26 protein-coding genes and 1 pseudogene are annotated in these 26,731 nt (G+C 72.3%); 17 read left to right on the top strand and 10 right to left on the bottom strand.

Annotation, left to right across the window (positions count from 1 at the left end; translation table 11 throughout):
* Positions 1-41 precede the first annotated feature (41 nt).
* The 3 genes from OG594_RS33700 to OG594_RS33690 are packed head-to-tail and all read right to left on the bottom strand — an operon-like array spanning position 42 to position 2,808.
* Complete coding sequence (locus tag OG594_RS33700; protein WP_266606162.1) at positions 42-884, bottom strand: hypothetical protein; 843 nt, start codon at positions 882-884, stop codon at positions 42-44.
* Entirely contained in the window at positions 881-1,537 is a 657-nt protein-coding gene (locus OG594_RS33695) for a response regulator transcription factor (protein WP_266606161.1), read from the bottom strand. Before OG594_RS33695 ends, OG594_RS33700 begins: the two co-directional genes overlap by 4 nt.
* The gene (locus tag OG594_RS33690) at positions 1,525-2,808 is read right to left on the bottom strand and encodes a histidine kinase (RefSeq protein ID WP_266606160.1); all 1,284 of its coding nucleotides are present in this window, start codon (positions 2,806-2,808) and stop codon (positions 1,525-1,527) included. The genes OG594_RS33695 and OG594_RS33690 overlap by 13 nt, the downstream gene beginning before the upstream one ends.
* A gap of 132 nt (positions 2,809-2,940) precedes the next feature.
* On the opposite strand from OG594_RS33690, the gene OG594_RS33685 reads away from it, so the two are divergent.
* Complete coding sequence (locus tag OG594_RS33685; protein ID WP_266606159.1) at positions 2,941-3,432, top strand: LPXTG cell wall anchor domain-containing protein; 492 nt, start codon at positions 2,941-2,943, stop codon at positions 3,430-3,432.
* A gap of 76 nt (positions 3,433-3,508) precedes the next feature.
* A complete protein-coding gene (locus tag OG594_RS33680) occupies positions 3,509-3,910 on the top strand; it encodes a VOC family protein (RefSeq protein WP_266606158.1) in 402 nt (133 codons plus the stop codon).
* On the opposite strand, the gene OG594_RS33675 is transcribed toward OG594_RS33680, so the two are convergent.
* Positions 3,841-4,428 (bottom strand): hypothetical protein, encoded by a 588-nt coding sequence (locus OG594_RS33675; RefSeq protein ID WP_266606157.1) that lies wholly within the window; start codon positions 4,426-4,428, stop codon positions 3,841-3,843. The two genes, OG594_RS33680 and OG594_RS33675, sit on opposite strands and share 70 nt — an antisense overlap.
* Before the next feature lie 56 nt (positions 4,429-4,484).
* Positions 4,485-4,631 (bottom strand): annotated as a pseudogene (locus tag OG594_RS33670) (AraC family transcriptional regulator); the annotation flags it as partial.
* Between the two features lie 241 nt (positions 4,632-4,872).
* On the opposite strand from OG594_RS33670, the gene OG594_RS33665 reads away from it, so the two are divergent.
* Positions 4,873-5,706, top strand: a complete 834-nt coding sequence (locus OG594_RS33665; RefSeq protein ID WP_266606156.1) for a class I SAM-dependent methyltransferase — start codon at positions 4,873-4,875, stop codon at positions 5,704-5,706.
* Positions 5,707-5,731: 25 nt separating this feature from the next.
* Here OG594_RS33665 and OG594_RS33660 read toward each other — a convergent pair whose 3' ends face one another.
* On the bottom strand, positions 5,732-6,847 hold the full coding sequence (locus OG594_RS33660; RefSeq protein ID WP_030011916.1) for a YihY/virulence factor BrkB family protein: 1,116 nt from the start codon (positions 6,845-6,847) through the stop codon (positions 5,732-5,734).
* 17 nt (positions 6,848-6,864) lie between these two features.
* Here OG594_RS33660 and OG594_RS33655 point away from each other — a divergent pair, with 17 nt between their 5' ends.
* From OG594_RS33655 to OG594_RS33595, 14 genes are all read left to right on the top strand, one after another.
* A complete protein-coding gene (locus tag OG594_RS33655; protein ID WP_266606155.1) occupies positions 6,865-8,508 on the top strand; it encodes an acyl-CoA dehydrogenase family protein in 1,644 nt (547 codons plus the stop codon).
* A gap of 357 nt (positions 8,509-8,865) precedes the next feature.
* Positions 8,866-10,128, top strand: a complete 1,263-nt coding sequence (locus OG594_RS33650) for a GAF domain-containing protein (protein WP_266606681.1) — start codon at positions 8,866-8,868, stop codon at positions 10,126-10,128.
* Positions 10,129-10,133: 5 nt separating this feature from the next.
* The gene (locus OG594_RS33645) at positions 10,134-10,697 is read left to right on the top strand and encodes a GNAT family N-acetyltransferase (RefSeq protein WP_266606154.1); all 564 of its coding nucleotides are present in this window, start codon (positions 10,134-10,136) and stop codon (positions 10,695-10,697) included.
* A 250-nt stretch (positions 10,698-10,947) separates the two neighbouring features.
* Entirely contained in the window at positions 10,948-11,031 is an 84-nt protein-coding gene (locus OG594_RS47175; protein ID WP_312847410.1) for a putative leader peptide, read from the top strand.
* A 215-nt stretch (positions 11,032-11,246) separates the two neighbouring features.
* Positions 11,247-12,947: a nitrite/sulfite reductase gene (locus OG594_RS33640; protein WP_266606153.1), complete on the top strand. Its 1,701-nt coding sequence runs from the start codon at positions 11,247-11,249 to the stop codon at positions 12,945-12,947.
* Complete coding sequence (locus tag OG594_RS33635) at positions 12,944-13,123, top strand: hypothetical protein (RefSeq protein ID WP_266606152.1); 180 nt, start codon at positions 12,944-12,946, stop codon at positions 13,121-13,123. Before OG594_RS33640 ends, OG594_RS33635 begins: the two co-directional genes overlap by 4 nt.
* Complete coding sequence (locus OG594_RS33630) at positions 13,120-13,863, top strand: phosphoadenylyl-sulfate reductase (RefSeq protein WP_266606151.1); 744 nt, start codon at positions 13,120-13,122, stop codon at positions 13,861-13,863. The genes OG594_RS33635 and OG594_RS33630 overlap by 4 nt, the downstream gene beginning before the upstream one ends.
* A 47-nt stretch (positions 13,864-13,910) precedes the next feature.
* Positions 13,911-14,456 (top strand): adenylyl-sulfate kinase, encoded by a 546-nt coding sequence (cysC, locus tag OG594_RS33625; protein ID WP_266606150.1) that lies wholly within the window; start codon positions 13,911-13,913, stop codon positions 14,454-14,456.
* Positions 14,453-15,391 (top strand): sulfate adenylyltransferase subunit CysD, encoded by a 939-nt coding sequence (gene cysD, locus OG594_RS33620; protein WP_266606149.1) that lies wholly within the window; start codon positions 14,453-14,455, stop codon positions 15,389-15,391. Before cysC ends, cysD begins: the two co-directional genes overlap by 4 nt.
* Positions 15,392-15,393: 2 nt before the next feature.
* Positions 15,394-16,743: a sulfate adenylyltransferase subunit 1 gene (locus OG594_RS33615; protein WP_266606148.1), complete on the top strand. Its 1,350-nt coding sequence runs from the start codon at positions 15,394-15,396 to the stop codon at positions 16,741-16,743.
* A gap of 214 nt (positions 16,744-16,957) precedes the next feature.
* The gene (locus tag OG594_RS33610) at positions 16,958-18,091 is read left to right on the top strand and encodes an ABC transporter substrate-binding protein (RefSeq protein ID WP_266606147.1); all 1,134 of its coding nucleotides are present in this window, start codon (positions 16,958-16,960) and stop codon (positions 18,089-18,091) included.
* Between the two features lie 34 nt (positions 18,092-18,125).
* Entirely contained in the window at positions 18,126-18,920 is a 795-nt protein-coding gene (locus OG594_RS33605) for an ABC transporter ATP-binding protein (protein WP_266606146.1), read from the top strand.
* On the top strand, positions 18,907-19,803 hold the full coding sequence (locus OG594_RS33600; RefSeq protein WP_266606145.1) for an ABC transporter permease: 897 nt from the start codon (positions 18,907-18,909) through the stop codon (positions 19,801-19,803). Before OG594_RS33605 ends, OG594_RS33600 begins: the two co-directional genes overlap by 14 nt.
* Positions 19,803-20,564, top strand: coding sequence for a sirohydrochlorin chelatase (locus tag OG594_RS33595; protein ID WP_266606680.1), 762 nt, complete (start codon positions 19,803-19,805; stop codon positions 20,562-20,564). The genes OG594_RS33600 and OG594_RS33595 overlap by 1 nt, the downstream gene beginning before the upstream one ends.
* 25 nt (positions 20,565-20,589) lie before the next feature.
* Here the strand turns inward: OG594_RS33595 and OG594_RS33590 are convergent, their stop codons facing one another.
* The 4 genes from OG594_RS33590 to OG594_RS33575 all read right to left on the bottom strand — a co-directional run bounded on the left by OG594_RS33590 (position 20,590) and on the right by OG594_RS33575 (position 26,731).
* The gene (locus tag OG594_RS33590) at positions 20,590-21,561 is read right to left on the bottom strand and encodes an antibiotic biosynthesis monooxygenase (RefSeq protein ID WP_266606144.1); all 972 of its coding nucleotides are present in this window, start codon (positions 21,559-21,561) and stop codon (positions 20,590-20,592) included.
* A gap of 4 nt (positions 21,562-21,565) precedes the next feature.
* Entirely contained in the window at positions 21,566-24,283 is a 2,718-nt protein-coding gene (locus OG594_RS33585) for a molybdopterin-dependent oxidoreductase (RefSeq protein ID WP_266606143.1), read from the bottom strand.
* A complete protein-coding gene (locus OG594_RS33580; protein ID WP_266606142.1) occupies positions 24,280-25,107 on the bottom strand; it encodes an FAD binding domain-containing protein in 828 nt (275 codons plus the stop codon). Before OG594_RS33580 ends, OG594_RS33585 begins: the two co-directional genes overlap by 4 nt.
* 622 nt (positions 25,108-25,729) lie before the next feature.
* Positions 25,730-26,731, bottom strand: coding sequence for a ketopantoate reductase family protein (locus OG594_RS33575; protein WP_266606141.1), 1,002 nt, complete (start codon positions 26,729-26,731; stop codon positions 25,730-25,732).

The following is a 26,731-nucleotide window of genomic DNA, read 5'->3' as shown; positions in this document are numbered from 1 at the left end:
GAAGGTACTTCATTCGGCAATTGGTTCGATCGAGCCCTGCGCTATCCGCCGTCTCCCGCCCAGGGCCCGTCCGGGTACGCCGCCCGGGCGCGGCCGACGCCGGCCTCGATGTCCAGGCTGTGGGGCGACGTGGCGTCACGCAGGGCGTCCGGTACCTCGCAGCGGCCGGCTCCGGCCTCGCAGCGGACCTTGAAGCGGGTGGCCTCGGGCACGGTGAGGGCCAGGCGGCCGGAGCCGACGCGGGCCGTCACCTCGTCGGGCGGGGTGACGAAGGTGGCGACGGCCCGGCCCGAGCCGACCCGTATCTCCGCCTGGGGCGAGGCCAGGCCGGTGGCCTGCAGCTGGCCCGAGCCGACCTTGGCGCGCAGGGCGCCGCGCAGCCCGACGATCTCGACCCGGCCGGAGTCGACCTCCGCGTCGACGGCGCCGCCCAGCCCGCTGAGCGCGATCCGGCCGGAACGGGTCGTCACCTTCACGGGGATGTCCACGGGTACGGTCACCGCCAGCCGGACCGAGCAGCCGACCCCGGCGCCCGGCCAGAAGCCGTCGCCGGGGCAGTGCGGGGTCAGCCGCAGGGTGTCGCCGAGCCGGCTCTCCTCGATGGTGGGCGCCTTGAGGGACCAGCTGACCGTGGCCCGGTAGCCGACCTCGTGGTCCGCGCGGGGCGTGAGGGTGATGTCCGCGTCGCCCCCCACGATCTCCAGCGCTGTCACCGGGCGGCCGCCGCTCCCACCGCTCAGGGTGTCGCTCCGGGCGCCCGCGCTCCCCCAGGACCACACCTGCCAGGTTGCCGGTACCACCACGAGGACCGCGCTGAGCGCGGCGGCCGTGATCCAGGCCAGGCGGTGCCTGCGGCGGGACCCTTCGGCTGCGGCCGGGGTCACGGCGTACCGTCCAGGAAGCGCAGGACCGCGAGGACCCGGCGGTGGTCGCCGTCGGCCGGTGGCAGGTCGAGTTTGGCGAAGATGCTGTTGATGTGTTTGGCCACCGCGCTCTCGCTCACGACGAGTTCGGCCGCGATCCCGGCGTTCGAGCGACCTTCGGCCATCAGGGCCAGCACCTCGCGCTCGCGCGGGGTGAGCCGGCCCAGCGGGTCCGGGCCGCCGCCGCGGCGCAGCAGGAGCTGGGCGACGACCTGCGGATCGAGCGCGGTGCCGCCCGAGGCGACGCGGCGCAGGGCGTCGATGAACTCCTCGACGTCGGCGACCCGTTGCTTGAGCAGGTAGCCGATGCCGGCGCCGGTCTGGGTGGCCAGCAGATCGGCGGCGTAGCGTTCCTCCACGAACTGCGAGAGCAGCAGCACCGCCGTGCCGGGGCTCTCCTGGCGGATCATCAGGGCCGCCCGGACGCCCTCGTCGGTGAAGCTGGGCGGCATCCGTACGTCCACGAGGGCCAGTTGGGGGCGGTGTTCTGCGACGGCGGCGAGCAGGCCCTCGGCGTCGTCGGTTTCGGCGACCACCTCGAACCCGGCCATTTCGAGGACTTTGACGAGTCCTATGCGCAGCAGGACGGAGTCCTCGGCGATCACAGCCCGCACGGCAGCTCCACGGTGATGACGGTCGGGCCCCCGAGGGGGCTTTCGATCTTGATGGTTCCGTCGACCGACCCTACGCGTTTGTGCAGCCCCACCAGACCGGTGCCGCGGGCGGGGTCGGCGCCGCCCACCCCGTCGTCGGTGACGGTGATCCGCAGCAGGTCCCCGCCGCGGGCGGACGGGACCGGTGCCGGACCGCGGACGACGTGCACCCGGCAGTGGTCCGCCCGGGCGTGCTTGGCAACGTTGGCCAGGGTTTCGGAGACCACGAAGTAGGCGACGGCCTCCACGGTGGCCCCGGGCCGCTGCCCGATGTCCACGCTCAGTTCGACGGGGAACGGGGCCCGGGCGGCGATCCCGGAGAGCGCGGCGTCGAGCCCGCGGTCCTCCAACACGGCCGGATGCAGGCCCCGTACCAGGCTGTTCAGCTCCTCGATGGCCTCCTTCGCCTCGCGGTGCGCCTCGTCGATGACGGCCTTGGCCTCGGCCGGGAGGTCGGGGAGGGTGGCGCGGGCGATGCCGAGGTTCATGGCCAGGGCGACCAGCCGCTGCTGGGCTCCGTCGTGCAGGTCCCGTTCGATCCGTCGGCGTTCGAGGTCGGCGGCGTCCAGCACCCCGGCCCGGCTCTCCGCGAGGTCCTCGACCCGCCGCTCCAGTTCGCGGGCCCGGTTCGGTCCGAGGAGGGCGGCCGCGGCGGCAGCGTCCAGCCGGGCGAAGAGGGCGGCGAGCCAGGGCGCGGCGAGCAGCAGCAGGGCGCCGCCGCAGGTGATGGCGTCGTAGTCGTTGCTCCAGCCGGCGGTTCGGGTCTCCGTGGGCAGGATCCAGATCCAGCCGTAGATGCAGGCGGCGGCGACGCCGAAGGCCCAGGCGAGCACCACCAGCGCGCCGGCGACGGCGGCGAGCGGGCTGACCAGCAGGTGGTAGCCGTACTGCCGCCAGGTCGCCTCGGAGCGCATCCGCCGCACCAGTCCGAACGGGGTGAGCCGGCCGCCCTCCCGTTCGACCTTGGGGACCTCGAGGCCGAGCAAGGCCCGGAACCGGCTGCGTTGGAGCCGGGTGAGGAGCGGGCCGAGCAGCAGGACCAGCAGCGGCGGGATCGTGCCGGGCCCGGGACCGGGCGCCGTGACGGTGCACGTGAGGCCGAGGAGCACGGGCAGGGCGGCCGGGATCGCGGCCGCGGTGAAGGCCGTGTTGCGCCAGGCCCATGCCGACCACGGCGCGTGCGCCGTGATCCAGGTGTACGTACGCCTCGGCGCGCCCCCGCGAATTGCCATGTCCGTACGGTAATCGCACTGATCAGGGGCATGCCATCACGCGGGCACCCGTACGGGGGTGTACCTGGTGCCACCCCCGATCCGGATCATGGGGCTACTGATTCCGCGGGCCCGGCCGACGAGGCTGGTGGTGTGCCCGGGGACGGACCGCCGGGCCGGAAGGAGATCCTCGTCATGGCCCTCGTCACCCCGCAGGCCCGCGCCTGGCGCACCCCGCGAGCTCCCCGCGCCGCCCGCATCCTCCGCGCAGCACGCACGTCCCGCGCCCCCCTTACGGCCACCGTGCTCACCGGCGCCGGCCTGGTGTTACTGCCCTGGGTCGTGGTGCTGGCGAAGACGATGCCGCAGACCAGCGAGGTCTCCAACTGGTCCACCGCGTGGATCGGCCTGGACCTGATGCTGGCCGCCGGGCTGACCGGCACCGGGGCGCTGCTGCGCCGGCGGGATCCCCGCGCGTCCCCGGTCGCGGCGGCGACGGCCGCGCTGCTGGTGATGGACGCCTGGTTCGACGTCACGACCTCGGCCGGGACCGGTGGTCAGGGGATGGCGCTGCTGCTGGCGGCGGGCGCGGAGCTGCCGCTCGCGGTCGCCTGCGCGGTGGTGGCGGCGCGCCGGCCGCGCTGATGCCGGGGCGTGACACGGCGCGGCCGGTGTCCGATGCGTTCAAGACGGCCGCCCGGTGCCCGCCTAGCCTGTTGCCATGACTCCTCGATTCGACCTCATCGGCATGGTGGTCTCCGACATGGCCGCCTCGCTCGCCTTCTACCGCCGCCTCGGGCTGGACGTCCCGGCCGAGGCCGACGGCCTGCCGCACGTGGAGGCCGTCCTGCCCGGGGGCCTGCGGATCGCGTGGGACACGGAGGACACCGTCCGCTCCTTCGACCCGTCGTGGACCCCGCCCACCGGCGACGGCCGCCGGGACCTGGCCTTCCTGTGCGACTCCCCCGCCGAAGTGGACGCGCTCTACGCCGAACTGACCGCCGCCGGGCACACCGGACACCTGAAGCCCTGGGACGCCTTCTGGGGCCAGCGCTACGCCGTCGTCCTCGACCCGGACGGCTGCGGGGTCTCGCTCTTCGCCCCGTCGGCTCCGGCCGCGTAGGCCCGCAGGGTCTCACGGGCGAGGTGCGCCTGGTCGGCGTACCCGGCGACGCAGGCGAAGTCGGCGTACGGCAGGCCCCCGCGGGCCGGGGCCGGGGCGCGGCGCAGCCGCAGGATGCGGCCGGGCGTCCGGGGGCCGTACCCGAAGGCGTCCAGCGAGCGCCGGTGCAGCTGCCGCTCCCTGAGGAGGTGTCGTGTCGGTCGGGCCGGATCAGGGAGCGGTGTCCGGTGCCATGGGGTCTCCCCAGGCCCGCAGGGCCGAGGGGAAGCATCGCGAGGCGGACGAGGGAGGCGACGCGGAGCGTCGCCGACCGAGGACAGCGCGGCAAGGCGCGGTGCCGGGGCCCGCGAGCCCGGCCTGACCGGCAAGACACCCCCTGGGCCGACGGCGCGGGCGATCGCGGCCACCGCCTCCCCCGCGCGGCGCCGGGCCACGACCTCGGCGGTCAGCAGGTCGGGCGCACCGGCACCGGCATCGGCGGCGCGGGCGCGGGCCAGTGCCTCGAGTCTCGCGCGCACGTCCCCGTACCCCTCGTCCCCGTACCCCTCGACCAGGGCGGACGCCCGCCGGACCGCGCGGGCGCAGTGCCCGGCGCGCGCCGGATCCCCGCGAAGGCGCCGCCGGGGACCTCCCCGGCCGGATGCGGCCCGGTGTCGGGTCCGGCCACCAGCAGCCGCCCGTCGACCCACAGCAGGTCCGTGCAGCCGTCGGGCAGCGCCATCGAGCCGCCGCCCGCGGTGGCGCGCCACCGCACGGCTCCGGGGACGGCCCCGGACACCGCTTCCTCGTACACCGCTCCAGGTTACGGACCGGGCGTCTCTTTCGGATCAGGCCCGGCGCGCCTCGGTGGGGCGGGAGGGCGCCGGTGGAGGATCGGTGGGGCCGGCGGATGCGACCGATGCGGGCCGCATCCGCCGCGTCCGCCGCATCCCCTTTCCCCGCCCCCGTGAAGAGGTCCGGACGTGAACCTGCCCGACGACGACCCGCCGCCGCGTCCCGAGGCGGAGGCCGGCGGCCGCTACGGCGAGGCGGTGTTCCGGCCGGAGCTGGCGGGCGAGGACGACCGCATCGACCTCGGCGCGCTCGCCTACGACGACTTCACGCTGGCACGGCTGCGCGCGCTGGGTGCCGGGCCGGGCTGGCGCTGCCTGGACGTGGGCGCGGGCACGGGCACGGTCGCCCGGCTCCTGCTGGAGCGGGCCGGGGTCTCGGAGGTCCTCGCCGTCGACCGGGACACGGCGTTCCTCAGGGCGCACCCGGCGCCCGGGCTCACTCCGCTGGAGGCGGACGTCACCGCCCTGGACTTCAGTCCGGGACGGTTCCAGCTGGTGCACGCCCGGTTCGTGCTGATGCACCTGCGGAACTGGCCGCGGATGATCGGCAAGCTCGCCTCCCTGGTCGCCCCGGGCGGTGTCCTGGTCCTCGGCGACGCGGTCGACCTGACCACCCCCGCCGCGCCGACGACCACGTACGGGCGGGTGATGCGGGCGATGTGGCAGGGGCTCGGGGACAGCCTGGGCACCGACGTCTCCTGGGTACCGGAGTATCCCGAGCACCTGCGGGAGGCCGGTCTGCTGTCCGTGGGGGCCGAGATCCTCGTCCCCCCGCTGCTGCCCGGCAGCCCCATCAGCCGGTTCTGGGCCGGTACGTGGGAACGCGCGCGGGGGCCCATGACGGCCACCGGGCTGGTCGACGACGCGGCGATCGACGCGGCGATCCGCTACCTGGACTCGCCGGACTGCGCCGCGCTCTCCCCCGGCCTGCTCACCGCCTGGGGCGTGAAGGGCCCGGCGTAGCGTTTCCCCGCCGTCCCGCGGCCCCTCAGTGCTTGCGCAGCCGGGAGTGGTAGTCCTCGGGCGGCAAGAACTTCGACCACCGCTCCGGGAACTCCGACGGCATCCCGTCGTCCTCGTCGTCCTCCGACTCGCCCTCCGCCATCGCCCGCCAGGCGGCGGCCCGCGCGATCAGCTGGGCGGCCTCCGCCTCCCGGGCCCGCTCGTTCGCCTCGCGCGCCGCCGCCGTGGCCACGGAGGGCCAGACCCGGTCGATCGCGGCGTTGACGGCGGCCCCGACCAGCACCGCGAAGGCCGAGATGCCGATCCACAGGAGCACGGCCACGGGCGCGGCCAGTGACCCGTAGATCGTCGGCCCCTCCACCGTGTTGGTGAGGTAGATCCGCAGCAGGAACGAGCCCAGCACCCACATGGCGAGGGCCACCAGTGCCCCGGGCACGTCCTCGATCCACGGCGAGCGCACGGGCACGGACACGTGGTAGAGCGTCGTGAGGAAGGCGATGGACAGCAGGGTCACGGTCGGCCAGTACAGGACCGCGATCACTTCGGTGCCCCAGGGCACCAACCGGACGACCGCGTCCGGCCCCACCACCATCAGCGGCAGCACGATCGCGCCGATCAGCAGGGCGATGATGTAGAGCAGGAAGGCCAGCAGCCTGGTCTTGACGATGCCGCGCTGGCCGTCGAGCCCGTACATCACGGTGATGGTGTCGATGAAGACGTTGACGGCGCGCGATCCCGACCACAGGGCGAAGGCGAAACCGAGCGAGATCAGGTCGGGTCGGCCGCTGCGGGTGACGTCGTCGAGCAGGGGCCGCGCGATGTCGTTGACGCCCCGGTCGGACAGGACCGTGCCGACCGCCGCCAGGATGTTCTCCTCGATGCTTTCCACCGTACGGGTGTCCGTCCAGCCGTCCACGTAGCCGAGCAGACCGAGCAGGCCCAGGAAGAGCGGGGGCAGCGAGAGCAGCGTGAAGAACGCCGCCTCGGCCGCGAGCCCGAGGATCCGGTACTCGATGCACGAGTTGACGGTGTCCTTCAGTAGCAGCCAGCCCATCTTCCGCATCGAGACGTTGCGGTAGAGGGCGCGGGCCCGGTGGAGCCGTCCTGGGATCCGCTCGGGTGTTTCTTTTGCTGGCTGCACGTCCTTACGGTATCCGCATGGCAGCCACCACCCACACAGTCAGCAACCAGGCCCCGCCCCTGGTGGGGTACGACGTCTACGGCGGCGATCGGGCCCTCACCGAGGGCGTCGAGCGTCACCTCGCCTCCGCGGATCCCGAACTCCTCGGCGAGGTAAGGCAGGAGCTCACCGACCTCGGTCGGGCGGCCGGTTCCGCGCAGGCCCAGGAATGGGGTGTGCAGTCGAACGAGAATCCGCCCAAGTTGAGGACGCACGACCGGTACGGGAACCGGATCGACGAGGTCGATTTCCACCCGTCCTGGCACCGGCTGCTCGGGCACGCCGTGACGTCCGGGCTCACCGACGCCTGGGGGCGTCCGGCCGGCCATCTGCGCCGGGCCGCCGGTTTCTTCATCTGGTCGCAGGCCGAGGCGGGGCACGGCTGCCCGATCTCGATGACGCACGCCGCCGTGCCGGCGCTGCGCGCCGATCCGGAGCTGGCCGCGGAATGGGAGCCGCGGCTGACCTCGCACGTGTACGAGCAGGGGCTGCGGCCGGCCGCCGAGAAGGGCGGCGTCCTCTTCGGCATGGGGATGACGGAGAAGCAGGGCGGCAGCGACGTACGGGCGAACACGACGGCCGCGGTACCGCTGGACGCGTCCGGCGAATACCTGTTGACCGGGCACAAGTGGTTCTGCTCGGCGCCGATGTGCGACGGCTTCCTGGTGCTGGCGCAGGCCCCGGGCGGGCTGACGTGCTTCCTGGTGCCGCGGGTGCTGCCGGACGGTACGCGCAACGTCTTCGCGATCCAGCGGCTGAAGGACAAGCTGGGCAACAAGTCGAACGCGTCGAGCGAGGTGGAGTTCGACGGGACGTGGGCGCGGCGGGTCGGTGAGGAGGGCCGCGGGGTGCGGACCATCATCGAGATGGTCGCGGCGACCCGGCTGGACTGCGTCATCGGCTCGGCCTCGCTGATGCGGCAGGCCCTGACGCAGGCGGTGCACCACGCGGAGCACCGCTCTGCTTTCGGAGCACCGCTCATCGACCAGCCGCTGATGCGCAACGTGCTCGCCGATCTCGCCCTGGAGTCGGAGGCCGCCACCACCTTGACCCTGCGCCTGGCGGCCGCCAACGACGCCGCGACCGAGCAGGAGAAGGCCTTCCTGCGCCTCGCCGTGCCCGCCGCCAAGTACTGGGTGACCAAGCGCTGTACGCCGATGGTGGCGGAGGCTCTGGAATGTCTGGGGGGCAACGGCTACGTAGAGGAGTCGGGACTGCCCAGACTGCTGCGCGAATCCCCGCTGAACTCCATCTGGGAGGGCTCGGGCAACGTGCAGGCGCTGGACGTACTGCGCGCCCTCCAGCGCGAGCCGCAGGCGCTGAACGCCTTCCTCCAGGAGGTCGGCCTGGCCCGGGGCGCCGACCACCGGCTGGACTCGGCCATCAAGGACCTGCTGACGGATCTCGCCGATCTGGAGGGCATCGAGGCGCGCGCCCGCCGCGTGGTCGAGCGCATGGCGCTGGTGCTCCAGGGATCGTTGCTGGTGCGGTGGGCCCCGCCGGAGGTCGCGGACGCCTTCTGCGCCTCGCGGCTGGGCGGTGACTGGGGCGCGGCCTTTGGCACGCTGCCGCACAGCCTGGACCTGCGCGCGGTGGTGGAACGGGCGCGGATCGCGGGCTAGGAGAGAGCCCCCGTCGGGCTCCACGGCGGTCCCCAAACCGCTCCCAGCCGAGATCCGGGCCCATCACCGGTACAGGGGTGGCGCCGCGCCGACTCGGCACCACCCCTGATCCGAAGCCCCGAGGAGGAGCCGGCACGCCGCTCTGCGGCGTCCGGACAGTTTCGGTCGACCGACCGGGACTTGGCGAGAGTTGCATACCGTTGCAACCTTTGGAGTCGGCAGCCGTCCGCCGGGGTGCCGGGGGAAGCGGCACGCGCGGACCGCCCGGGCGGCTCGCGTCGTACGTCCTGTTCGCACGGGGAGGTTCCGGTGGCCGACACCACAGGCAGCACGGTCGATGCGGCACGCATCTCGGCCATGGACGCGCGGGCCGCGGCACGTCTGCTCAAGGGCGTGCGGGCGGCGGCTCTGGCCGGGGACCGGCCCCCGGCCGCGCCCCGGCCGGAGATCGCGGAGTCCTGGCGCCGGATGCTGGCCGGCGGGGTGCACCCGGACCGGGACGCGCGCTCGCGGGTGCTGTCGGCCACCGAGACCGAGGAACGGCGGCACGTGTCGCCGTTGCGGGAGGTCCTGCCGGTGCTGCGCGAGGGGCTGCTGCCGGCCCTGGACGAGGCCCTGCACATCATGGTCGTCGCCGACGCGGACGGACGGCTGCTGTGGCGCGAGGGCCACTCCTCCATCCTGCGCAAGGCCGACCGGCTCGGCTTCGCGGTCGGGGCGGACTGGGACGAGGCCGTCGTCGGCACGAACGGGGTGGGCACCGCCCTGGTGGCCCGGCGCCCGGTGCAGGTGTTCTCGGCTGAGCACTTCGTCTCCAGCCACCACGACTGGACCTGCGCCGGGGCGCCCGTACGGGATCCGCGCGACGGGCGGCTGCTGGGCGTGGTCGACGTCAGCGGTCCGCTGGCCACCATGCACCCGGCGACGCTGGCGTGGGTGAGCTCGGTGGCCCGGCTCGCGGAGCGGGAGCTGCGGCTGCGGCACCTGGAGTCGCTGGAGCGGCTGCGGACGGTGGCGGCCCCGCTGCTGGCCCGGCTGCCGGGGCGGGCCCTGGCCGTGGACGCCAACGGCTGGACGGCGGCGGTGACGGGGCTGGCCCCGGCGGAGCGGATCCCGCTGCCGAAGGACTTCGGACCGGGCCGGGTGTGGGTACCGCGGCTCGGGGAGTGCGTGGTGGAGCCGCTGCCCGGCGGCTGGCTGTTGCGGGTCACCCAGGACCGGCACAGCACGGCGGTGACCCGGATCGTCCTTGACCTCAGCCGGGCGGGATGCTGGTCGGTGACGGTGTACGGACCCTCCGGGAGCTGGTCGCAGGAGCTGAGCCCGCGCCACGCGGAGCTGCTGTTCCTGCTGGCGCAGAGCCCGCGGGGGCGCTCGGCGGCGGAGCTGGCCGGCGAGCTGTTCGGGGATCCGACGCGCACGGTGACGGTCCGCGCGGAGCTGTCCCGCGTACGCCGCCACCTCGCGGGCGTCCTCACCCACCGGCCGTACCGGTTCGCGGAGGACGTGGAGGTGGAGCTGATCCGCCCCGAGGACCCGGCCGCGCTGCTCCCGCACTCGACCGCGCCCGCGGTGGTCCGGGCCCGCCTGGGCCGCACGGGGCCCGGCATGATTCCCTGAGCTGCATGAGCACCATCACTCTCACCACCTGGTCGCTGGAGATGACCTCTCCGGCGGACCTCGTCCCGGCGGCTCCGACGGGCCCGGAGATATCCATCGCACGGGCGGAGGTCCCCTCCCCCGAGTTCAGCCGCTTCCTCTACGCCTCGGTGGGCGGCGACATCCACTGGACGGACCGGCTCTCCCTGACCCGCGCGCAGTGGGTGGAGCAGCTGGACCGGCCGGGGGTGGAGACCTGGGTCGCGTACGACCGGGGCACGCCGGCCGGGTACGTGGAGCTCGACCCGCAGGACGACGGCGTGGTGGAGATCATGTACTTCGGCCTCCTCCCCGACTTCCGCGGCCGCCGCATCGGCGGGCACCTGCTGTCGGTGGGCGTCGCCCGCGCGTGGTCCCTCGCGGAGCGCTGGCCGGAGCGGGAGCCGACGCGGCGGGTGTGGGTGCACACCTGTAGCCAGGACGGCCCGACGGCGATGAGCAACTACGAGCGGCGCGGCTTCAAGGTCTTCAAGACGGAGACGGAGTCCAAGGTGGACACCCCGACCCCCGGCCCCTGGCCCGGCGCGTAAGCCTGAGGCCCGGCTCCGCCGGCGAGGCTGTATTTTCCAGCCTCGCCGGACTTTCCAGCCTCGCCGGCGTTCGAGGCGCGGGGGTTCGGGGGCAGAGCCCCCGCAGCGGCGCCGCAGGCGGGCACGGAGGCAGCGCTCCCGCCGGCTTCGGCACGTGACCCCCGTCACGTCGTCCCATCATGCGGGACGAGTTCGTCCGGATCGTGGACAGTAGTGGACTCCTCCAATCGGCACATGACACGCTTCCGCCATGAATGGAGCTGGAATTGCCTTGGTGAGTCGGCGGCACGTCGACCTCGGCCGCATGTCCAGCGCCATCTGTCCGGCGCGCTGACGGAACCAGCCACGCCGCACATCGCCGTCGTCCCCGCCGCCGCGGACGCGCCGATCACCCGCTAGCCCCCTGAGGCCGTAGTACCGCCCTGCCCGCCGGCAACCCCGGCGCGGAGCGGGAATCAGCCACACCCGCTCGGAGCCGCCGAGCCCGCAGGGGAGCGCCGCTGCCTCCCCCTGCCCTTGCCTCGAGCCGCCGAAGAAGGACGTACCGCCATGGCCGCCACCCCCGAAACGCCCGCAGCCGCAGCCGCCGCGCGCCGCAAGACCGGCCGTCACCGCGGCGAGGGCCAGTGGGCCGTCGGACACCACACGCCCCTCAACGGCAACGAGCAGTTCAAGAAGGACGACGACGGTCTCAACGTGCGGACACGCATTGAGACGATCTACTCCAAGCGCGGCTTCGACTCGATCGACCCCAACGACCTGCGCGGCCGCATGCGCTGGTGGGGGCTCTACACCCAGCGCAAGCCCGGGATCGACGGCGGCAAGACCGCGATCTTGGAGCCGGAGGAGCTGGACGACGAGTACTTCATGCTGCGCGTCCGCATCGACGGCGGCCGGCTGACCACCGAGCAGCTCCGCGTGATCGGCGAGATCTCGCAGGAGTTCGCGCGCGGCACCGCCGACCTCACCGACCGCCAGAACGTGCAGTACCACTGGATCCGGATCGAGGACGTCCCGGAGATCTGGCGCCGGCTGGAGGCCGTGGGCCTGTCCACCACCGAGGCCTGCGGTGACACGCCCCGCGTCATCCTCGGCTCGCCCGTCGCCGGCATCGCCCAGGACGAGATCATCGACGGCACCCCCGCCATCGACGAGATCTACCGCCGCATCGTCGGCAACAAGGACTTCTCCAACCTGCCCCGCAAGTTCAAGTCCGCGATCTCCGGCTCGCCGCTGCTCGACGTGGCGCACGAGATCAACGACATCGCGTTCGTGGGCGTGGAGCACCCCGAGCACGGTCCCGGCTTCGACGTCTGGGTCGGCGGCGGCCTGTCCACCAACCCCAAGCTGGGTGTGCGCCTGGGCACCTGGGTCTCGCTCGACGAGGTCCCGGACGTCTACGAGGGCGTCATCTCGATCTTCCGCGACTACGGCTACCGCCGGCTGCGCAACCGCGCCCGCCTGAAGTTCCTCGTCGCCGACTGGGGCCCGGCCAAGTTCCGCCAGGTCCTGGAGGACGAGTACCTGAAGCGCAAGCTGACCGACGGCCCCGCGCCCGCGCAGCCGAGCGGCCAGTGGCGCGACCACGTGGGCGTCCACCAGCAGAAGGACGGCACGTTCTACGTCGGCTTCGCGCCCCGCGTCGGCCGCGTGGACGGCGCCACCCTCACCAAGATCGCGGACGTGGCCCAGCAGCACGGCTCCGGCCGCCTGCGCACCACGGCCGAGCAGAAGATGATCGTGCTCGACGTCGAGGCCGACCAGGTCGATTCGCTGGTCGGGGCGCTGGAGGCGCTGGACCTGCGGGTCAAGCCGTCCCCGTTCCGCCGCGGCACGATGGCCTGCACCGGCATCGAGTTCTGCAAGCTGGCCATCGTCGAGACGAAGGCGCGCGGCGCCTCGCTGATCGACGAGCTGGAGCGCCGCCTGCCGGACTTCGCCGAGCCGCTCACCATCAACATCAACGGCTGCCCGAACGCCTGCGCCCGTATCCAGGTGGCGGACATCGGTCTCAAGGGGCAGCTGGTCCTGGACGACGACGGCAACCAGGTGGAGGGCTACCAGGTCCACCTGGGCGGCGCCCTCGGCCTGGAGGCCGGCTTCGGCCGCAAGGTCCGCGGCCTCAAGGTCACCTCGGCCGGTCTGCCCGACTACGTCGAGCGGGTCGTCAAGCACTACGAGGAGCAGCGCGAGGACGGCGAGCGCTTCGCGGCGTGGGTCGCCCGCGCGGACGAGAAGAGCCTCTCGTGAGCGAGCGCGCCGCACCGTTCTACTGCCCCTACTGCGGCGACGAGGACCTGTTCCCCAACGAGACGGGGCACGGCGCGTGGGAATGCAGGGCCTGCAACCGGGCCTTCCAGCTGAAGTACCTCGGGCTGCTGGCCCGGGGCGTTCCGTCGGATTCAGCGGGAGGGGACGGGATATGACCACCACTCAAGACGCAGGTCTCACGACCGGAGAGCCCGAGGCTGCGGCACTCAAGGCTGCGACGCTCAAAGACCTGGCCGAGCGTGCGGGCCGGGACCTGGAGGACGCTTCGGCGCTGGACATCCTGCGCTGGGCGGTCGACACCTTCGGCAAGGAGTTCGCCGTGACCTCCTCCATGGAGGACGCGGTCGTCGCGCACCTGGCCTCGCGGGTCCTCCCCGGTGTGGACGTGGTCTTCCTCGACACGGGCTACCACTTCGAGGAGACCATCGGCACCCGTGACGCGGTCGAGGCCGTGATGGACGTCAACGTCATCACGCTGACCCCGCGTCAGAGCGTCGCCGAGCAGGACGCCGCGTACGGGCCGAAGCTGCACGACCGGGACCCCGACCTGTGCTGCGCACTGCGCAAGGTCAAGCCGCTGGAAGAGGGCCTGACCGGGTACACCGCGTGGGCGACGGGCCTGCGCCGCGACGAGTCCCCGACCCGGGCGAACACCCCGGTGGTCGGCTGGGACGAGAAGCGGCAGAAGGTCAAGGTCTCCCCGATCGCGCGCTGGACCCAGGACGACGTGGAGGCGTACGTCGCCGAGCACGGCGTGCTCACCAACCCGCTGCTGATGGACGGCTACGCCTCCGTCGGCTGCGCCCCATGCACCCGGCGCGTCGCCGAGGGCGAGGACGCGCGGGCCGGCCGGTGGGCCGGGCGGGGCAAGACCGAGTGCGGACTGCACGGCTGATGACGACCGTCGAAGAACTTGTCGAAGAACGTACGGAGACAGAGCAGATGAGCGTGAGCGACCAGGGCGCCACCGTGTGGCTGACCGGGCTGCCGAGCGCGGGCAAGACCACCATCGCCTACGCGCTGGCCGAGCGGCTGCGCGCCGAGGGCCACCGGGTGGAGGTGCTCGACGGGGACGAGATCCGCGCGTTCCTCTCCGCGGGCCTGGGCTTCACCCGCGAGGACCGGCACACCAACGTGCAGCGGATCGGCTTCGTCGCCGAGCTCCTCGCGAGCAACGGGGTCAAGGCGCTGGTGCCGGTGATCGCACCGTTCGCGGACAGCCGTGAGGCCGTCCGGGGGCGGCACGCCGCCGAGGGCACCTCGTACCTGGAGGTCCACGTGGCCACCCCGGTCGAGGTCTGCTCGGAGCGTGACGTCAAGGGCCTGTACGCCAAGCAGGCGGCGGGCGAGATCTCCGGTCTGACCGGGGTCGACGACCCGTACGAGGCGCCGGACTCCCCGGACCTGCGGATCGAGTCGCACACGCAGTCCGTGCAGGAGTCGGCTTCGGCCCTGCACGCGCTGCTCACCGAGAGGGGTCTGGCATGACGACGACCGTCGCACACGTCCACGACGAGACGGATGCGCCCTACGCGCTGTCGCACCTCGACGCCCTCGAGTCCGAGGCCGTGCACATCTTCCGTGAGGTGGCGGGCGAGTTCGAGAAGCCGGTGATCCTGTTCTCCGGCGGCAAGGACTCCATCGTCATGCTGCACCTGGCGCTGAAGGCGTTCGCGCCGGCGCCGGTGCCGTTCACGCTGCTGCACGTCGACACGGGCCACAACTTCCCCGAGGTGCTGGAGTACCGGGACCGCACGGTCGCCCGGCACGGCCTGCGCCTGCACGTGGCCTCCGTCCAGGAGTACATCGACGCGGGCAAGCTGCGCGAGCGTCCGGACGGCACCCGCAACCCGCTGCAGACCGTGCCGCTGACCGAGGCGATCCAGAGCCTGAAGTTCGACGCCGTCTTCGGTGGCGGCCGCCGCGACGAGGAGAAGGCCCGCGCCAAGGAGCGGGTGTTCAGCCTCCGCGACGAGTTCTCGCAGTGGGACCCGCGCCGCCAGCGCCCCGAGCTGTGGCAGCTCTACAACGGCCGCCACGCCCCCGGCGAGCACGTGCGGGTCTTCCCGCTCTCGAACTGGACCGAGCTGGACGTCTGGCAGTACATCGCCCGCGAGGGCATCGAGCTGCCGGAGATCTACTTCGCCCACGAGCGCGAGGTGTTCCTGCGGAGCGGCATGTGGCTGACGGCCGGCGAGTGGGGCGGCCCGAAGGAGGGCGAGACGCCCGAGACGCGTCTCATCCGCTACCGGACCGTCGGTGACATGTCCTGCACCGGCGCCGTCGACTCCGACGCCGCCACGCTCGACGCCGTGATCGCCGAGATCGCCGTCTCCCGCCTCACCGAGCGGGGCGCGACCCGCGCCGACGACAAGATGTCCGAGGCCGCGATGGAAGACCGCAAGCGCGAAGGGTACTTCTAGACATGAGCAGCACCACCGATCAGGTCGCCCATCTGGCCGACCTCGCAGCGACCACCCTGCTGCGCTTCGCGACCGCAGGTTCCGTCGACGACGGCAAGTCCACCCTGGTGGGCCGGCTGCTGCACGACTCCAAGTCGGTCCTGACCGACCAGATGGAGGCCGTCGAGGCCGTCTCCGCCCAGCGCGGCCAGGAGGCCCCCGACCTCGCGCTGCTGACCGACGGCCTGCGGGCCGAGCGGGAGCAGGGCATCACCATCGACGTCGCGTACCGCTACTTCGCCACCGCGCGCCGCCGGTTCATCCTCGCGGACACCCCCGGGCACGTGCAGTACACCCGGAACATGGTCACCGGCGCCTCCACCGCCGACCTGGCCGTGGTCCTCGTCGACGCCCGCAACGGCGTGATCGAGCAGACCCGCCGGCACGCGGCCGTGGCCGCGCTGCTGCGCGTCCCGCACGTGGTCCTGGCCGTCAACAAGATGGACCTGGTGGGCTACCAGGAGTCGGTCTTCGCGGCCATCGCCGAGGAGTTCACCGCGTACGCCTCCGACCTCGGCGTCCCGGAGATCACCGCGATCCCGATCTCGGCCCTGGCCGGCGACAACGTGGTCGACGCGTCCGCCAACATGGACTGGTACGGCGGCCCCACGGTGCTGGAGCACCTGGAGACCGTCCCGGTCAGCCACGACCTCACCGCCTGCCCGGCGCGTTTCCCGGTGCAGTACGTGATCCGTCCGCAGTCCGCCGAGCACCCCGACTACCGCGGCTACGCGGGCCAGATCGCCTCCGGCGTGCTGCGCGTCGGCGAGGCCGTGACCGTCCTGCCGTCGGGCCGGACCTCGGTCATCGAGGGCATCGACGCGCTCGGCGAGAGCGTGGACATCGCCTGGGCCCCGCAGTCGGTGACGCTGCGGCTGAGGGACGACATCGACATCTCGCGCGGCGACCTGATCGCGCCGTCCGCGAACGCGCCGGCCACCACGCAGGACGTCGAGGCGACGGTCTGCCACGTGGCCGACCAGCCGCTGGCCGTCGGCGCCCGGGTGCTGCTCAAGCACACCACGCGCACGGTCAAGGCGATCGTCAAGGAGATCCCCTCGCGGCTGACCCTGGACGACCTGTCCCAGCACCCGGACCCCGGGCAGCTGGTGGCCAACGACATCGGCCGCGTCGTCGTCCGTACCGCCGAGCCCCTCGCGCTCGACGCGTACGCCGACTCGCGCCGCACCGGGTCCTTCCTGCTGATCGACCCGGCGGACGGGACCACCCTGGCGGCGGGCATGGCGGGCGAGTCCTTCGCCTCCACGGCCGACACGACCGTCCAGGCCGACGAGGAAGGTTGGGACTTCTAACCATGCTCCCCGACGTCTACTCCACCTTCGCGAAGGAGGGCGGCCGCGTGGGCAGCGGCGCCCTCGGCAGCGGCCAGGGAGGGGTTGCGCGATGTGCGCGATGACGTACGCGCACCGCACGCGCGCCCACACCCCCCACCAGCCGTACCCGCCATCGCTCCACAAACGAAGACGTGCGTCATGAGATGACGCCGTCACGAGAGGAAGTCCTCCCGTGCCTGCCACCGGTAACCGCACCGCCTCCCGCTCCACCCTCCGCCGCGGCATCGTCGCCGCCGCCGCCCTGCCCCTCCTGATCGGTGCGCTCGCTTCCTGCGGCTACGGTTCCGAGGCCAAGAAGGACGAGCCGAAGGCCGCCGACGCGGCCGACGCCGGCAAGAAGCTCTCCGCCCCCGAGGTCCGCATCGGGTACTTCCCCAACCTGACGCACGCCACCGCGCTGGTCGGGCTCCAGGAAGGCCTGATCGAGAAGGAACTGAACGGCACCAAGATCAAGCCGCAGTCCTTCAACGCCGGCCCGTCCGAGATCGAAGCCCTCAACGGCGGCTCTCTCGACATCGGTTTCATCGGCCCCTCGCCCTCGATCAACGGCTACGTGAAGTCCAAGGGCTCGAACCTGCGGATCATCTCCGGTTCTGCCTCCGGCGGCGTCAAGCTCGTCGTGAACCCGGACAAGATCAAGACCCTGGACGACCTCAAGGGCAAGAAGATCGCCACCCCGCAGAAGGGGAACACGCAGGACGTCGCGTTCCTCAACTGGATCTCCGAGAAGGGCTGGAAGGTCGACCCGGAGTCCGGCAAGGGTGACGTCTCCGTCGTCCGCACCGACAACAAGGTGACCCCGGACGCGTTCAAGCAGGGCTCGATCGACGGCGCCTGGGTGCCGGAGCCCACGGCCTCCAAGCTCGTCTCCGACGGCGGCTCCGTCCTCCTCGACGAGACCAGCCTGTGGCCCGACAAGAAGTTCGTGATCACGAACATCATCGTGTCGCAGAAGTTCCTCAAGGAGCACCCGGACGTCGTCGAGGCCGTGCTGCGCGGCACGGTGAAGACCAACGAGTGGATCCACGCCAACCAGGACAAGGCGAAGGCCTCCGCGAACGCGCGGCTCGAGGCGGAGGGCGGCAAGCCGCTCGACGCGAAGGTCATCGACCCGGCGTGGCCCAGCATCGCCATCACCGACGACCCGCTGGCCTCCACGCTGAAGACGCAGTCGGAGTGGGCCGTCAAGGCCAAGCTCATCGAGCAGCCCGACCTGACCGGGATCTACGACCTGACGCTCCTGAACAAGGTGCTGAAGGCCGCCGGCAAGCCCGAGGTCTCCGACGCCGGTCTCGGCGCCAAGTAACCCCGCAATCCAGCAATCCCAGGAGGTGACGACCATGGCCACCACGCTTGCCAAGGCTGCCGAGGGCTCCGCTGCGGAGCGCACCCACGCCGCCCGCATCGAGCACGTCTCGAAGTCCTTCTCCGGCCCGGCCGGATCGCAGCTCGTCCTGGACGACATCAGCCTCGATGTCGCTCCGGGCGAGTTCGTCACCATCCTGGGTGCCTCGGGGTGCGGAAAGTCCACGCTGCTGAACCTGGTCGCGGGGCTGGACAAGCCGTCCGCGGGGTCCATCGAGACCCCCGGCGGCCGTCCGGCGCTGATGTTCCAGGAACACGCCCTCTTCCCGTGGCTGACCGCGGGCAAGAACATCGAACTCGCCCTGCGCCTGCGCGGGGTGGCCAAGGCCGACCGCCGCCTTGAGGCGGAGCGGCTGCTGGAGCTGGTCCGCCTCGGCGGCTCGTACGGCAAGCGCGTGCACGAGCTGTCCGGCGGCATGCGCCAGCGCGTGGCCCTGGCCCGGGCGCTGGCCCAGGACAGCCGACTGCTGCTGATGGACGAGCCGTTCGCCGCGCTCGACGCCATCACCCGGGACGTGCTGCACGGCGAACTCACCCGCATCTGGGCAGAGACGGGGCTGTCCGTCCTCTTCGTCACCCACAACGTGCGCGAGGCCGTCCGCCTCGCCCAGCGCGTGGTCCTGCTCTCTTCCCGGCCCGGCCGGGTCGCGAAGGAATGGACCGTGGACATCCCGCAGCCGCGCCGCATCGAGGACGCGGACGTCGCGGAACTGTCCCTGGAGATCACTGAACACCTGCGTGGGGAGATCCGCCGCCATGGCCAGCACTGACATCACTTCGAAGGCCACGGGCAAGACCGACGACCTGGCCGGCCTGGAGGCGGGCCTCGACGCCCTCGACGCGGTCCAGACCCACCGCACCCCGATCCGGGAGATCCTCGTCAAGAAGGTCTTCCCGCCGGTCCTGGCCGTGAGCCTGGTGCTCCTGGTCTGGCAGGTCCTCGTCGCGACGCACGTCACCGAAGAGACCAAGCTGCCCGCACTGTCCGCGGTGTGGGACAGCCTGTCCGACATGTGGCTCAAGGGCACGCTGCTGGAGGTCATCTGGACCAGCGTCTCCCGCGGTCTGCTCGGCTTCCTGCTGGCCCTGGCCATCGGTACGCCGCTCGGACTGCTCGTCGCCCGGGTGAAGTTCGTCCGCGCCGCGATCGGCCCGATCCTGCAGGGCCTGCAGTCGCTGCCGTCGGTGGCCTGGGTGCCGCCGGCCGTCCTGTGGTTCGGCCTGAACGACGCGATGATGTTCACGGTGATCCTGCTGGGCGCCGTCCCCTCCATCGCCAACGGCCTCGTCTCCGGCATCGACCAGATCCCGCCGCTGTACCTGCGGGCCGGCCGCACCCTCGGGGCCACCGGTCTGGCCGGCGCCCGGCACATCGTCATGCCGGCCGCGCTGCCCGGCTACCTGGCCGGTCTGAAGCAGGGCTGGGCCTTCTCCTGGCGCTCCCTGATGGCCGCCGAGATCATCGCCTCCTCGCCCGACCTGGGCCTGGGCCTGGGCCAGCTGCTGGAGAACGGCCGCAACAACATCGACCTGCCGGGCGTGTTCCTCGCGATCATCCTGATCCTGGTCGTCGGCATCGCCATCGACCTGCTGATCTTCAGCCCGGTCGAGCGGTGGGTGCTGCGCAGCCGCGGCCTGCTGGCGAAGAGCTGATCGCCGTGTCCCCGACACTCCTGGTCATCGCCCACGGCAGCCGCGACCCGCGGCACGCGGCGACCGTGCACGCCCTCACGGGGCGCGTGCGGGCGCTGCGGCCGGGACTGCGCGTGGAGACGGCCTTCCTGGACTTCAACACCCCGTCGGTGGCGCAGGCACTGTCCACGCTCTACCTGTCCGGCGTACGGGAGGTCGTGGCGCTCCCGCTGCTGCTGACCCGCGCCTTCCACGCGAAGTCCGACGTCCCGGCGGCGCTCGCCGAGTCGACCTCGCGCCTGCCGGGGCTGTCGGTGCGGGTGGCGGACGTCCTCGGGCCGTCCCCGCTCCTGCTGACCGCCCTGGAACGCCGGCTCACCGAAGCCGGCCTCACCCCGGCGGACCGCGCCACCACCGCCGTGGTGCTCGCGTCCGCCGGCTCCTCGGACCCGGAGGCGATCGCAGCGATCGCTGAAACCGCGCGGGAGTGGCGGCGCACCGGTTGGTGTGCCGTGCGGCCTGCGTTCGCCTCCGCCGCACTGCCCCGTACGGAGGACGCCGTACGGGCCCTGCGTGCCGAAGGCTTCGAGCGGGTGGCGGTGGCTCCGTACGTCATCGCCCCCGGCCGCCTCCCGGACCGCATCGCGGCCGGCGCCGGGGCCGCGGGCGCGGACGTCGTCGCGGACGTCCTGGGCGCGGCCCCGGAACTGGCCCGGCTGCTGCTGCGCCGCTTCGACGCGGCCGCGTCGGCGCCGGCCCGGCTGCCGGCCCTGACGGCTTAGCGCAGGCCGTCGCCGCACCGCCGGGTCAGGGCAGGGTCCAGATCTGGGTGGTCACCAGGTAGAAGACCACGACCCAGAAGGCCAGCAGGACGGCGACGATCCCGATGCCGACGAGGTTGGTCCTGGCCGGCGGTTCGTCCGGCGACGGGCGCAGCCACCGCCCCAGGAGCGGGTTCACGTAGTAGGGCATCGTGAAGAAGCTCATGACGAGGCTCGACAGCAGGTTGCCCACGAGCAGGCCCAGCCAGAGCGGCATCTTCAGCGGTGACGTGGCGAGCGCCAGGAGGACGACGGTCGGGTACAGGCCGACCCAGACCGCGATGGCGGTCTTGGTGACCGACGGCGGCGGCGCTTCCCTGCCGTTCTCCTCGAAGGCGAACCAGCTGCCGAAGGAGTTGTCGATCGTGCGCAGTTTGAAGTCGAAATCCTTCCCTTCGGCGAGGACCTTGTGCCTCCTGTCCGAGGTCAGCCAGGCGTCGAGGTGCTCGGCGTTGTCGAACCGGTACAGCGTGGTCCATTCTTCCTGGACCCCTTCGATGGGCGGGAAGAACTCGCTTCCGCGGAATCCCTCGAACTTGCTCTCCTCCTCGGTCATCCGGCGCTGCCACGCGAGGAAGTCCTCGACGTGCTCCGGGTGGACGCGGTGGGTGATCACCACGGTCACCAGCGGATCCTGTGCGGGTGCGTGGCCGCTGACGACCTGCTGGGTTCCGGGGCCGTCGAGGTACTCGTCGCCGACTTCGAGGAGTCCCTGCCGGGTCGAGCTGTTGATCCACGCCTGGAGGTGGGGTATCGAGTCGTACCGGTAGACCACGACCCATTCGGGTTGCAGGGGTGTCGGCGGGGCGACCTCGACGCCGAGGTACCCGTCGTACTCGGCGGCGGCGGCGTTGACGTCCTGCTGCCACGTCTCGTACTCCCGCTCCCGTCCGGGCAGTACCTTCTGGGCGATGATCGCCGTGGCCTCGGCGTCTTGTGGGTGCTTGTCGGTGTCCATGGGCTCAGGCCTTCGAGTGCGACCGCTTCTCGCCGATCCGGTCGTAGATCCGTTCCGGTGTCAGCGGCAGCGACCTGTAGCGGATTCCCGTGGCGTCCTGGAGCGCGTTCGCCAGTGCGGGGGCCACCGGGTTGACGCTGCACTCCGCCATGCCCTTCGCCCGCATCGGCCCGACGGAGTCCGCCGAGCCCACCAGGAGCACTTCGGTGCGCGGGACGTCGGCGAAGGTGGGGATGCGGTAGTTGCGCAGGTTCGGGTTGACCACGGCGCCGTTCGCGTCGAGCCGGTGGTTCTCGGTCAGGACGAAGCCGATTCCCTGGGCGACGGCGCCCTCCACCTGTCCCCGTACCTGCGCGGGGTTGATGACGACGCCGGCGTCGTCCGCCTGGATGCTGTTCAGGACGCGGATCTCACCGGTCACCCGGTGGACCGCGATCCGGAACCCGTGCGCGTTGGAGACGGCGCTGCGGGGCGATCCGTAGGCCTTGCGGGCGGCGGTGAAGCGGATGCCGCGCGCCCGTGCCAGCGCGACGAGTTCGGCCAGGGACACCCGGTGGTCCCCGCAGACAACGCCGTCGTCGTCCATCGAGCACATCACGGGGTGGATTCCCGTGTGGGCGGCGGCGAACTCCAGGATGCGGTCGCGCACGGCGTTGCTCGCCCGCAGCACCGCGTTGCCCGCCACGAAGAGGCCCGCGCTCGCGAAGGCTCCGGTGTCGAATCCCGTGCGGTCGGTGTCGGACTGCACGAGGCGGATCCGCGACGGTGTGGTGCCCAACTGGTGGGCGGCGATCTGGACGTGGGCGGTCGAGGTGCCCTCGCCGAATTCGACCGTGCCGACGGCGAGCTCGTAGACGAGGTCGTCGCCGAGCGTCACCCAGGCCTCCGAGATGTGTTCGGTCGGGGGTGCGGTCTCGTGCAGGGAGGCCGCGGCGCCCGCCCCGATGAGCCAGTCCGGGCCGAGGTGCGGGTCCCCGGCCGTCCGGGCCAGGGCCCGGTCCACCAGGTCGATGCACTGCGCGAGGCCGTCCTCGCTGAACGTCACGTCGTCGGGGCCGTCGTGCAGGGCGACGAGCGGGTCGCCCGGCCGCACGATGTTGCGGCGGCGCAGTTCGAGCGGGTCCATGTGGAGGGCGAGGGCCAGTTCGTGCATCGCCGATTCCACGGCGAAGGCCGGCTGGGTCATCCCGTACCCGCGCAGCGCGCCGCTCGGAACGGTGTTGGTGTAGACGGAGTAGGCGTCGTACTTCTTGTTGGGGCAGCGGTAGATCATGACGGCCGCGCCGCCCGCGAACAGGGTTTCGCCGCCGTGGTTCCCGTAGGCGCCCGTGTTCGACACGTTGCGGACCTGGAAGGCGGTGAGCGTGCCGTCCGCCTTCGCGCCCAGTTTGACCGTCAGCGTCATCGGATGCCGTGGCGAGGCCGTGGTGAACTCCTCCTCGCGGGTGTACTCGAAGCACACGGGCCGCCCGGTGTCCAGCGCCGCGAGCGCGGCCAGGTCCTCCGAGATGACCTCCTGTTTGCCGCCGAAACCGCCGCCGACGCGCATGCAGAACACGCGGAGCTGGTCCGGGCGCAGCGCGAACAGGTGGGCGAGTTTGACCTTGGCGATGGAGGGCGACTGCGAGCTGGTGCGGACGTGCAGGCGGCCGTCCTCCATCCAGGCGATCGAGCCGTGGGTCTCCAGGTGCGCGTGCTGCACGCGCGGTGAGGAGTACGTGCCTTCGTGGATCACGTCGGCCTCGGCGAAGCCCGCGTCCACGTCTCCGATGTGCGAGTGGATCTCGAGCAGGACGTTGTGGACGGGGTCGCGGACGAAGGGGTCGTCCGCCCCGTGGATCTGCGGGGCCCCCTCGGCCATGGCCTCCTCGGGATCGAACACGGCGGGCAGCGGCTCGTACTCGACGACGACGTTCCGGCAGCCCTCCTCAGCGGCGCCGGGCGTGTCGGCGACGACCGCGACGACGCGCTGGCCGGCGAAGCGGAGCGTCCGGTCGAGGATGAGGGTGTCGTCCGGGTCGACCAGGTGGTCGGTGTGGATCGCCGTGGTGAAGCGTCTGCGGGGCACGTCCTCCCAGGTGTAGACCCGCCGTACGCCGGGGACCGCGAGGGCCGCGCTCTTGTCGATCGACAGGATCCGGGCGTGGGCGTGCGGGGAGTGCAGCACCTTGAGGTGCAGCATGCCCTCCATGTGGGTGTCCATCGTGAACTCGGCGCGGCCCGTCACCACGTCGTTGGCCGCAGGGGCTCCGACGCTCGTTCCGACGGCCTTTCCCGGCCCGGCGCTCTCCACGCCGACGACGCCCCGCACGGCGTCCTCGATCCCCCGGTAGCCGGTGCAGCGGCAGAGGTTGCCCTTCAACGCCCGTGGCAGATCGGCCTTCTGGGACTCGGTGAAGGTCGCCGAGGTCATGATCATTCCGGCGGTGCAGAAGCCGCACTGGAATCCGGGGGCGTCGCGGAACTGCCGCTGCATCGGATGCAGGTTGCCGGGCGAGCCCAGCCCCTCGATGGTGGTCACCTCACGGCCGTCGGCGCGGAAGGCGGGGGTGATGCAGCTGTGCACGGGGCTGCCGTCCAGCCATACCGTGCAGGCGCCGCAGTCTCCCGCGTCACAGCCCTTCTTGACGCCGTAGTGGCCGAGCGAGCGGAGGAAGGTGCGCAGGCACTGTCCGGGCGCCGGCTCCTCGCCGAAGCTCCTGCCGTTCACGCGGTACGTCATGTCGGGCTCCCGGACGCGAGTTCACGGCGGATCTCCTCGGCGAAGTGCTTCGTGAGATGGCGGCGGTGGCCGGGAGTGCCGTTGGGGTCGTCGAACCAGACGTCGGTGGGGATGACGTCGATGCTCTGCTGCAAGGTCGGGGGGTCGGGCATGGTGTCGAAGACCATGCGCACGGGTCTGGTGGTGCCGGCGGTGACGGTGAGCAGCAGGTCGTCGTGCCCGGGCGTGCGGGTGCCGACGAGGAACACCGTCGAGCGGCCGAGTCGGGTCAGGGTGAACCGGCGGTGCACGGCGCGTTTGCGCAGGGCGTGCACCGGGATCTCGATGCGTCGCAGGATCTCCCCGGGGGCGAGGACGTTCTCGTGGTTGCCGGTCACGAAGTCGAGGGCGTCGACGGTGCGCGTCGTCCCGTCGGGGGCCCACAGTTCGTAGCGCGCTTCCAGCGCGACCGTCAGCGTGATCATCGGGCCGGCCGGCAGCGACATGCAGATGTTTCCGCCCACGGTGGCCGCGTTCCAGACCTTGAACGAGGACAGGAACGCCTCGCACGCCGTCCCGATCAGGGGGCCGGCGGTCCAGTCGGCCGGGGGCCGGAAGGCGTAGAACTCGCGGATGGTGCAGGTGGCACCGATCTCGAGGCCCTTGTCGGACGGGACGAGGGTGTCCCACCGCAGGGTGGTCAGGTCGACCAGGCGGCGCAGGTCCGGCTGTTCCACCGAGAACAGCCATGTCCCGCCCGCGAGCCAGGCATCGCCCTCGCGCCAGTCCGCGCCCGGCCGGTCGGAGGGACGCCGGACGACTTCGGTGATCGTGTTGAGGTCCACGGGGATCGCGCTCCCTCACGACGGCAGCCGTGTGACGGGCCGTCCACCGGCCTCCGGTGCGCGCGGGCGGCGTCACGACCTCGGGCGGCCGCATCGCATGCGCGTCGAAGCCCGGGGTCGGCCACGGGGCACCGCCGGTTCGGCCCCGGGTCACGTCCCGGTTCGGATCCGGTTCGACTCCGGCCGCTGCGGTCGGTCACTTCGACGAGGACCGGCGGACGTAGAGACTTCCTCTCAGCGTATCCCCGACCGGCCCGGCACCGCCAAGCGCAGCGACCGGGCGCCGCCACCGAAGGAGACGGCCCGGGCCGTCTCCTTCGGATCTCCCCGGGCCCGCAGGGCCGGGGGAAGCAGGGCGAGGCGGAGGAGCGCGCCGCGTACTGGACTTACTCGGGCGCCCCGACGACGCGGCCCGGTGCGGTGCCGGGCGTCGCGGGCCGGGCGGGACTTCGACGACGGGGCCCGCCCAAAGGTTGTTTCACGAGGCTGACCGGCTCTGCACCGGGTCCGCTATGCGCCGGTTTGGTCTCGGCGCTTGCCGGCCGGAAACATGGCCAAAGCCTCCCGAGTCGAGCTCGCGCTAGCCCATCGCCCAGGACCCGACCCCGTTGTGAAACAACCTTTAGGCGCGGGCCGCCGCCTCGTCGGCGAGTGCGGTCAGGTCCTCCACGGACATCGCGCCCGGCGGCAGGCCCTCCCGGGCGAAGATGTTCGCCGCGTGCCGCAGGACGTCGTTGACCGGGGTCGGCACCCCGTGCAGCCGGCCCAGCAGGGAGATCTCCCCGTTGAGGTAGTCCGCCTCCACCGATCCCGTGCCCCGCGCCAGGCTCTGCCAGGACGAGCCGCCCCGCACCCCTGCCGGTTGGTCCACCTTGCCCTCGCGCGCCAGCGCCTGCTCGGCGTCCGAGGCGTAGGCGATGCCCGCAGCGACGAAGGCGGCCTTGCCCTCGCGGACGGCGCGTAGGAGCAGCGCCGCCTTCGCCGGGTCCGGTTCCGGTCCGGTCGTCGCCTGGATCGCGTTGCCCAGGTTCCCGAGCAGCTTCGCGTACTTCCACCGCATCACGTCCTCGGTCTGCGGCGCCCCGAAGCCGGCCTTGCCGAGGTCCGCCGCGACGGCCCGCGATACGGCGTCGGTGCCGCCCGCCGCCCGGCCCACGTGCAGGACGCCGGTCAGCGGCGCGCACAGCGCCGAGACCACGCCCGGCTCCAGGAAGGTGGCGGGCAGCCATACGCACACCCCGTACACGCGCGCGAAGCGCCGTAGCGCCAACCGCTCGCTCTCCACCCCGTTCTGCGCGCACAGCACCGGGAGCCGCTGCGCGGCCGTGCCGCCGCCCGCGACCTCCGCGTCGCCCCACGCGTCGAGCGCGGCGATGGCGTCCTGGGTCTTCACGGACAGCAACAGCACGTCGTCGGGGCGCAGTTCACCCAGTTCGTCCGGTCCGGTGGCCACGGGCAGCCGGTGCACCCGGGTCCCGTCGGCCGTCGTGAGCCGCAGCCCCTCGGCCCGCAGGGCCTGCGCGTGTGCGCCGCGGGCGACGAGTACGACCTCGCCGCCCGCCTCCGCGAGCCGCCCGCCGATGGTGGCGCCGACCGCGCCCGCGCCGATGATGATGTAACGCAT

It is taken from the genome of Streptomyces sp. NBC_01214 (assembly GCF_026340975.1).
Lineage (GTDB): Bacteria > Actinomycetota > Actinomycetes > Streptomycetales > Streptomycetaceae > Streptomyces.
The sequence above is the reverse complement of the archived record's forward strand: the minus strand, read 5'-3'. Positions and strand labels throughout refer to the sequence as shown.

Coding starts and splice junctions, on each gene's coding strand:
- OG594_RS33680 (WP_266606158.1), top strand. CDS start 3,509: ATGACTCCTCGATTCGACCTCATCGGCATGGTGGTCTCCGACATGGCC.
- OG594_RS33585 (WP_266606143.1), bottom strand. CDS start 24,283: ATGACGTACCGCGTGAACGGCAGGAGCTTCGGCGAGGAGCCGGCGCCC.
- OG594_RS33645 (WP_266606154.1), top strand. CDS start 10,134: ATGAGCACCATCACTCTCACCACCTGGTCGCTGGAGATGACCTCTCCG.
- OG594_RS33630 (WP_266606151.1), top strand. CDS start 13,120: ATGACCACCACTCAAGACGCAGGTCTCACGACCGGAGAGCCCGAGGCT.
- OG594_RS33600 (WP_266606145.1), top strand. CDS start 18,907: ATGGCCAGCACTGACATCACTTCGAAGGCCACGGGCAAGACCGACGAC.
- OG594_RS33590 (WP_266606144.1), bottom strand. CDS start 21,561: ATGGACACCGACAAGCACCCACAAGACGCCGAGGCCACGGCGATCATC.
- OG594_RS33655 (WP_266606155.1), top strand. CDS start 6,865: ATGGCAGCCACCACCCACACAGTCAGCAACCAGGCCCCGCCCCTGGTG.
- OG594_RS33575 (WP_266606141.1), bottom strand. CDS start 26,731: ATGCGTTACATCATCATCGGCGCGGGCGCGGTCGGCGCCACCATCGGC.
- OG594_RS47175 (WP_312847410.1), top strand. CDS start 10,948: ATGAATGGAGCTGGAATTGCCTTGGTGAGTCGGCGGCACGTCGACCTC.
- OG594_RS33650 (WP_266606681.1), top strand. CDS start 8,866: ATGGACGCGCGGGCCGCGGCACGTCTGCTCAAGGGCGTGCGGGCGGCG.
- OG594_RS33615 (WP_266606148.1), top strand. CDS start 15,394: ATGAGCAGCACCACCGATCAGGTCGCCCATCTGGCCGACCTCGCAGCG.
- cysC (WP_266606150.1), top strand. CDS start 13,911: ATGAGCGTGAGCGACCAGGGCGCCACCGTGTGGCTGACCGGGCTGCCG.
- cysD (WP_266606149.1), top strand. CDS start 14,453: ATGACGACGACCGTCGCACACGTCCACGACGAGACGGATGCGCCCTAC.
- OG594_RS33640 (WP_266606153.1), top strand. CDS start 11,247: ATGGCCGCCACCCCCGAAACGCCCGCAGCCGCAGCCGCCGCGCGCCGC.
- OG594_RS33605 (WP_266606146.1), top strand. CDS start 18,126: ATGGCCACCACGCTTGCCAAGGCTGCCGAGGGCTCCGCTGCGGAGCGC.
- OG594_RS33690 (WP_266606160.1), bottom strand. CDS start 2,808: ATGGCAATTCGCGGGGGCGCGCCGAGGCGTACGTACACCTGGATCACG.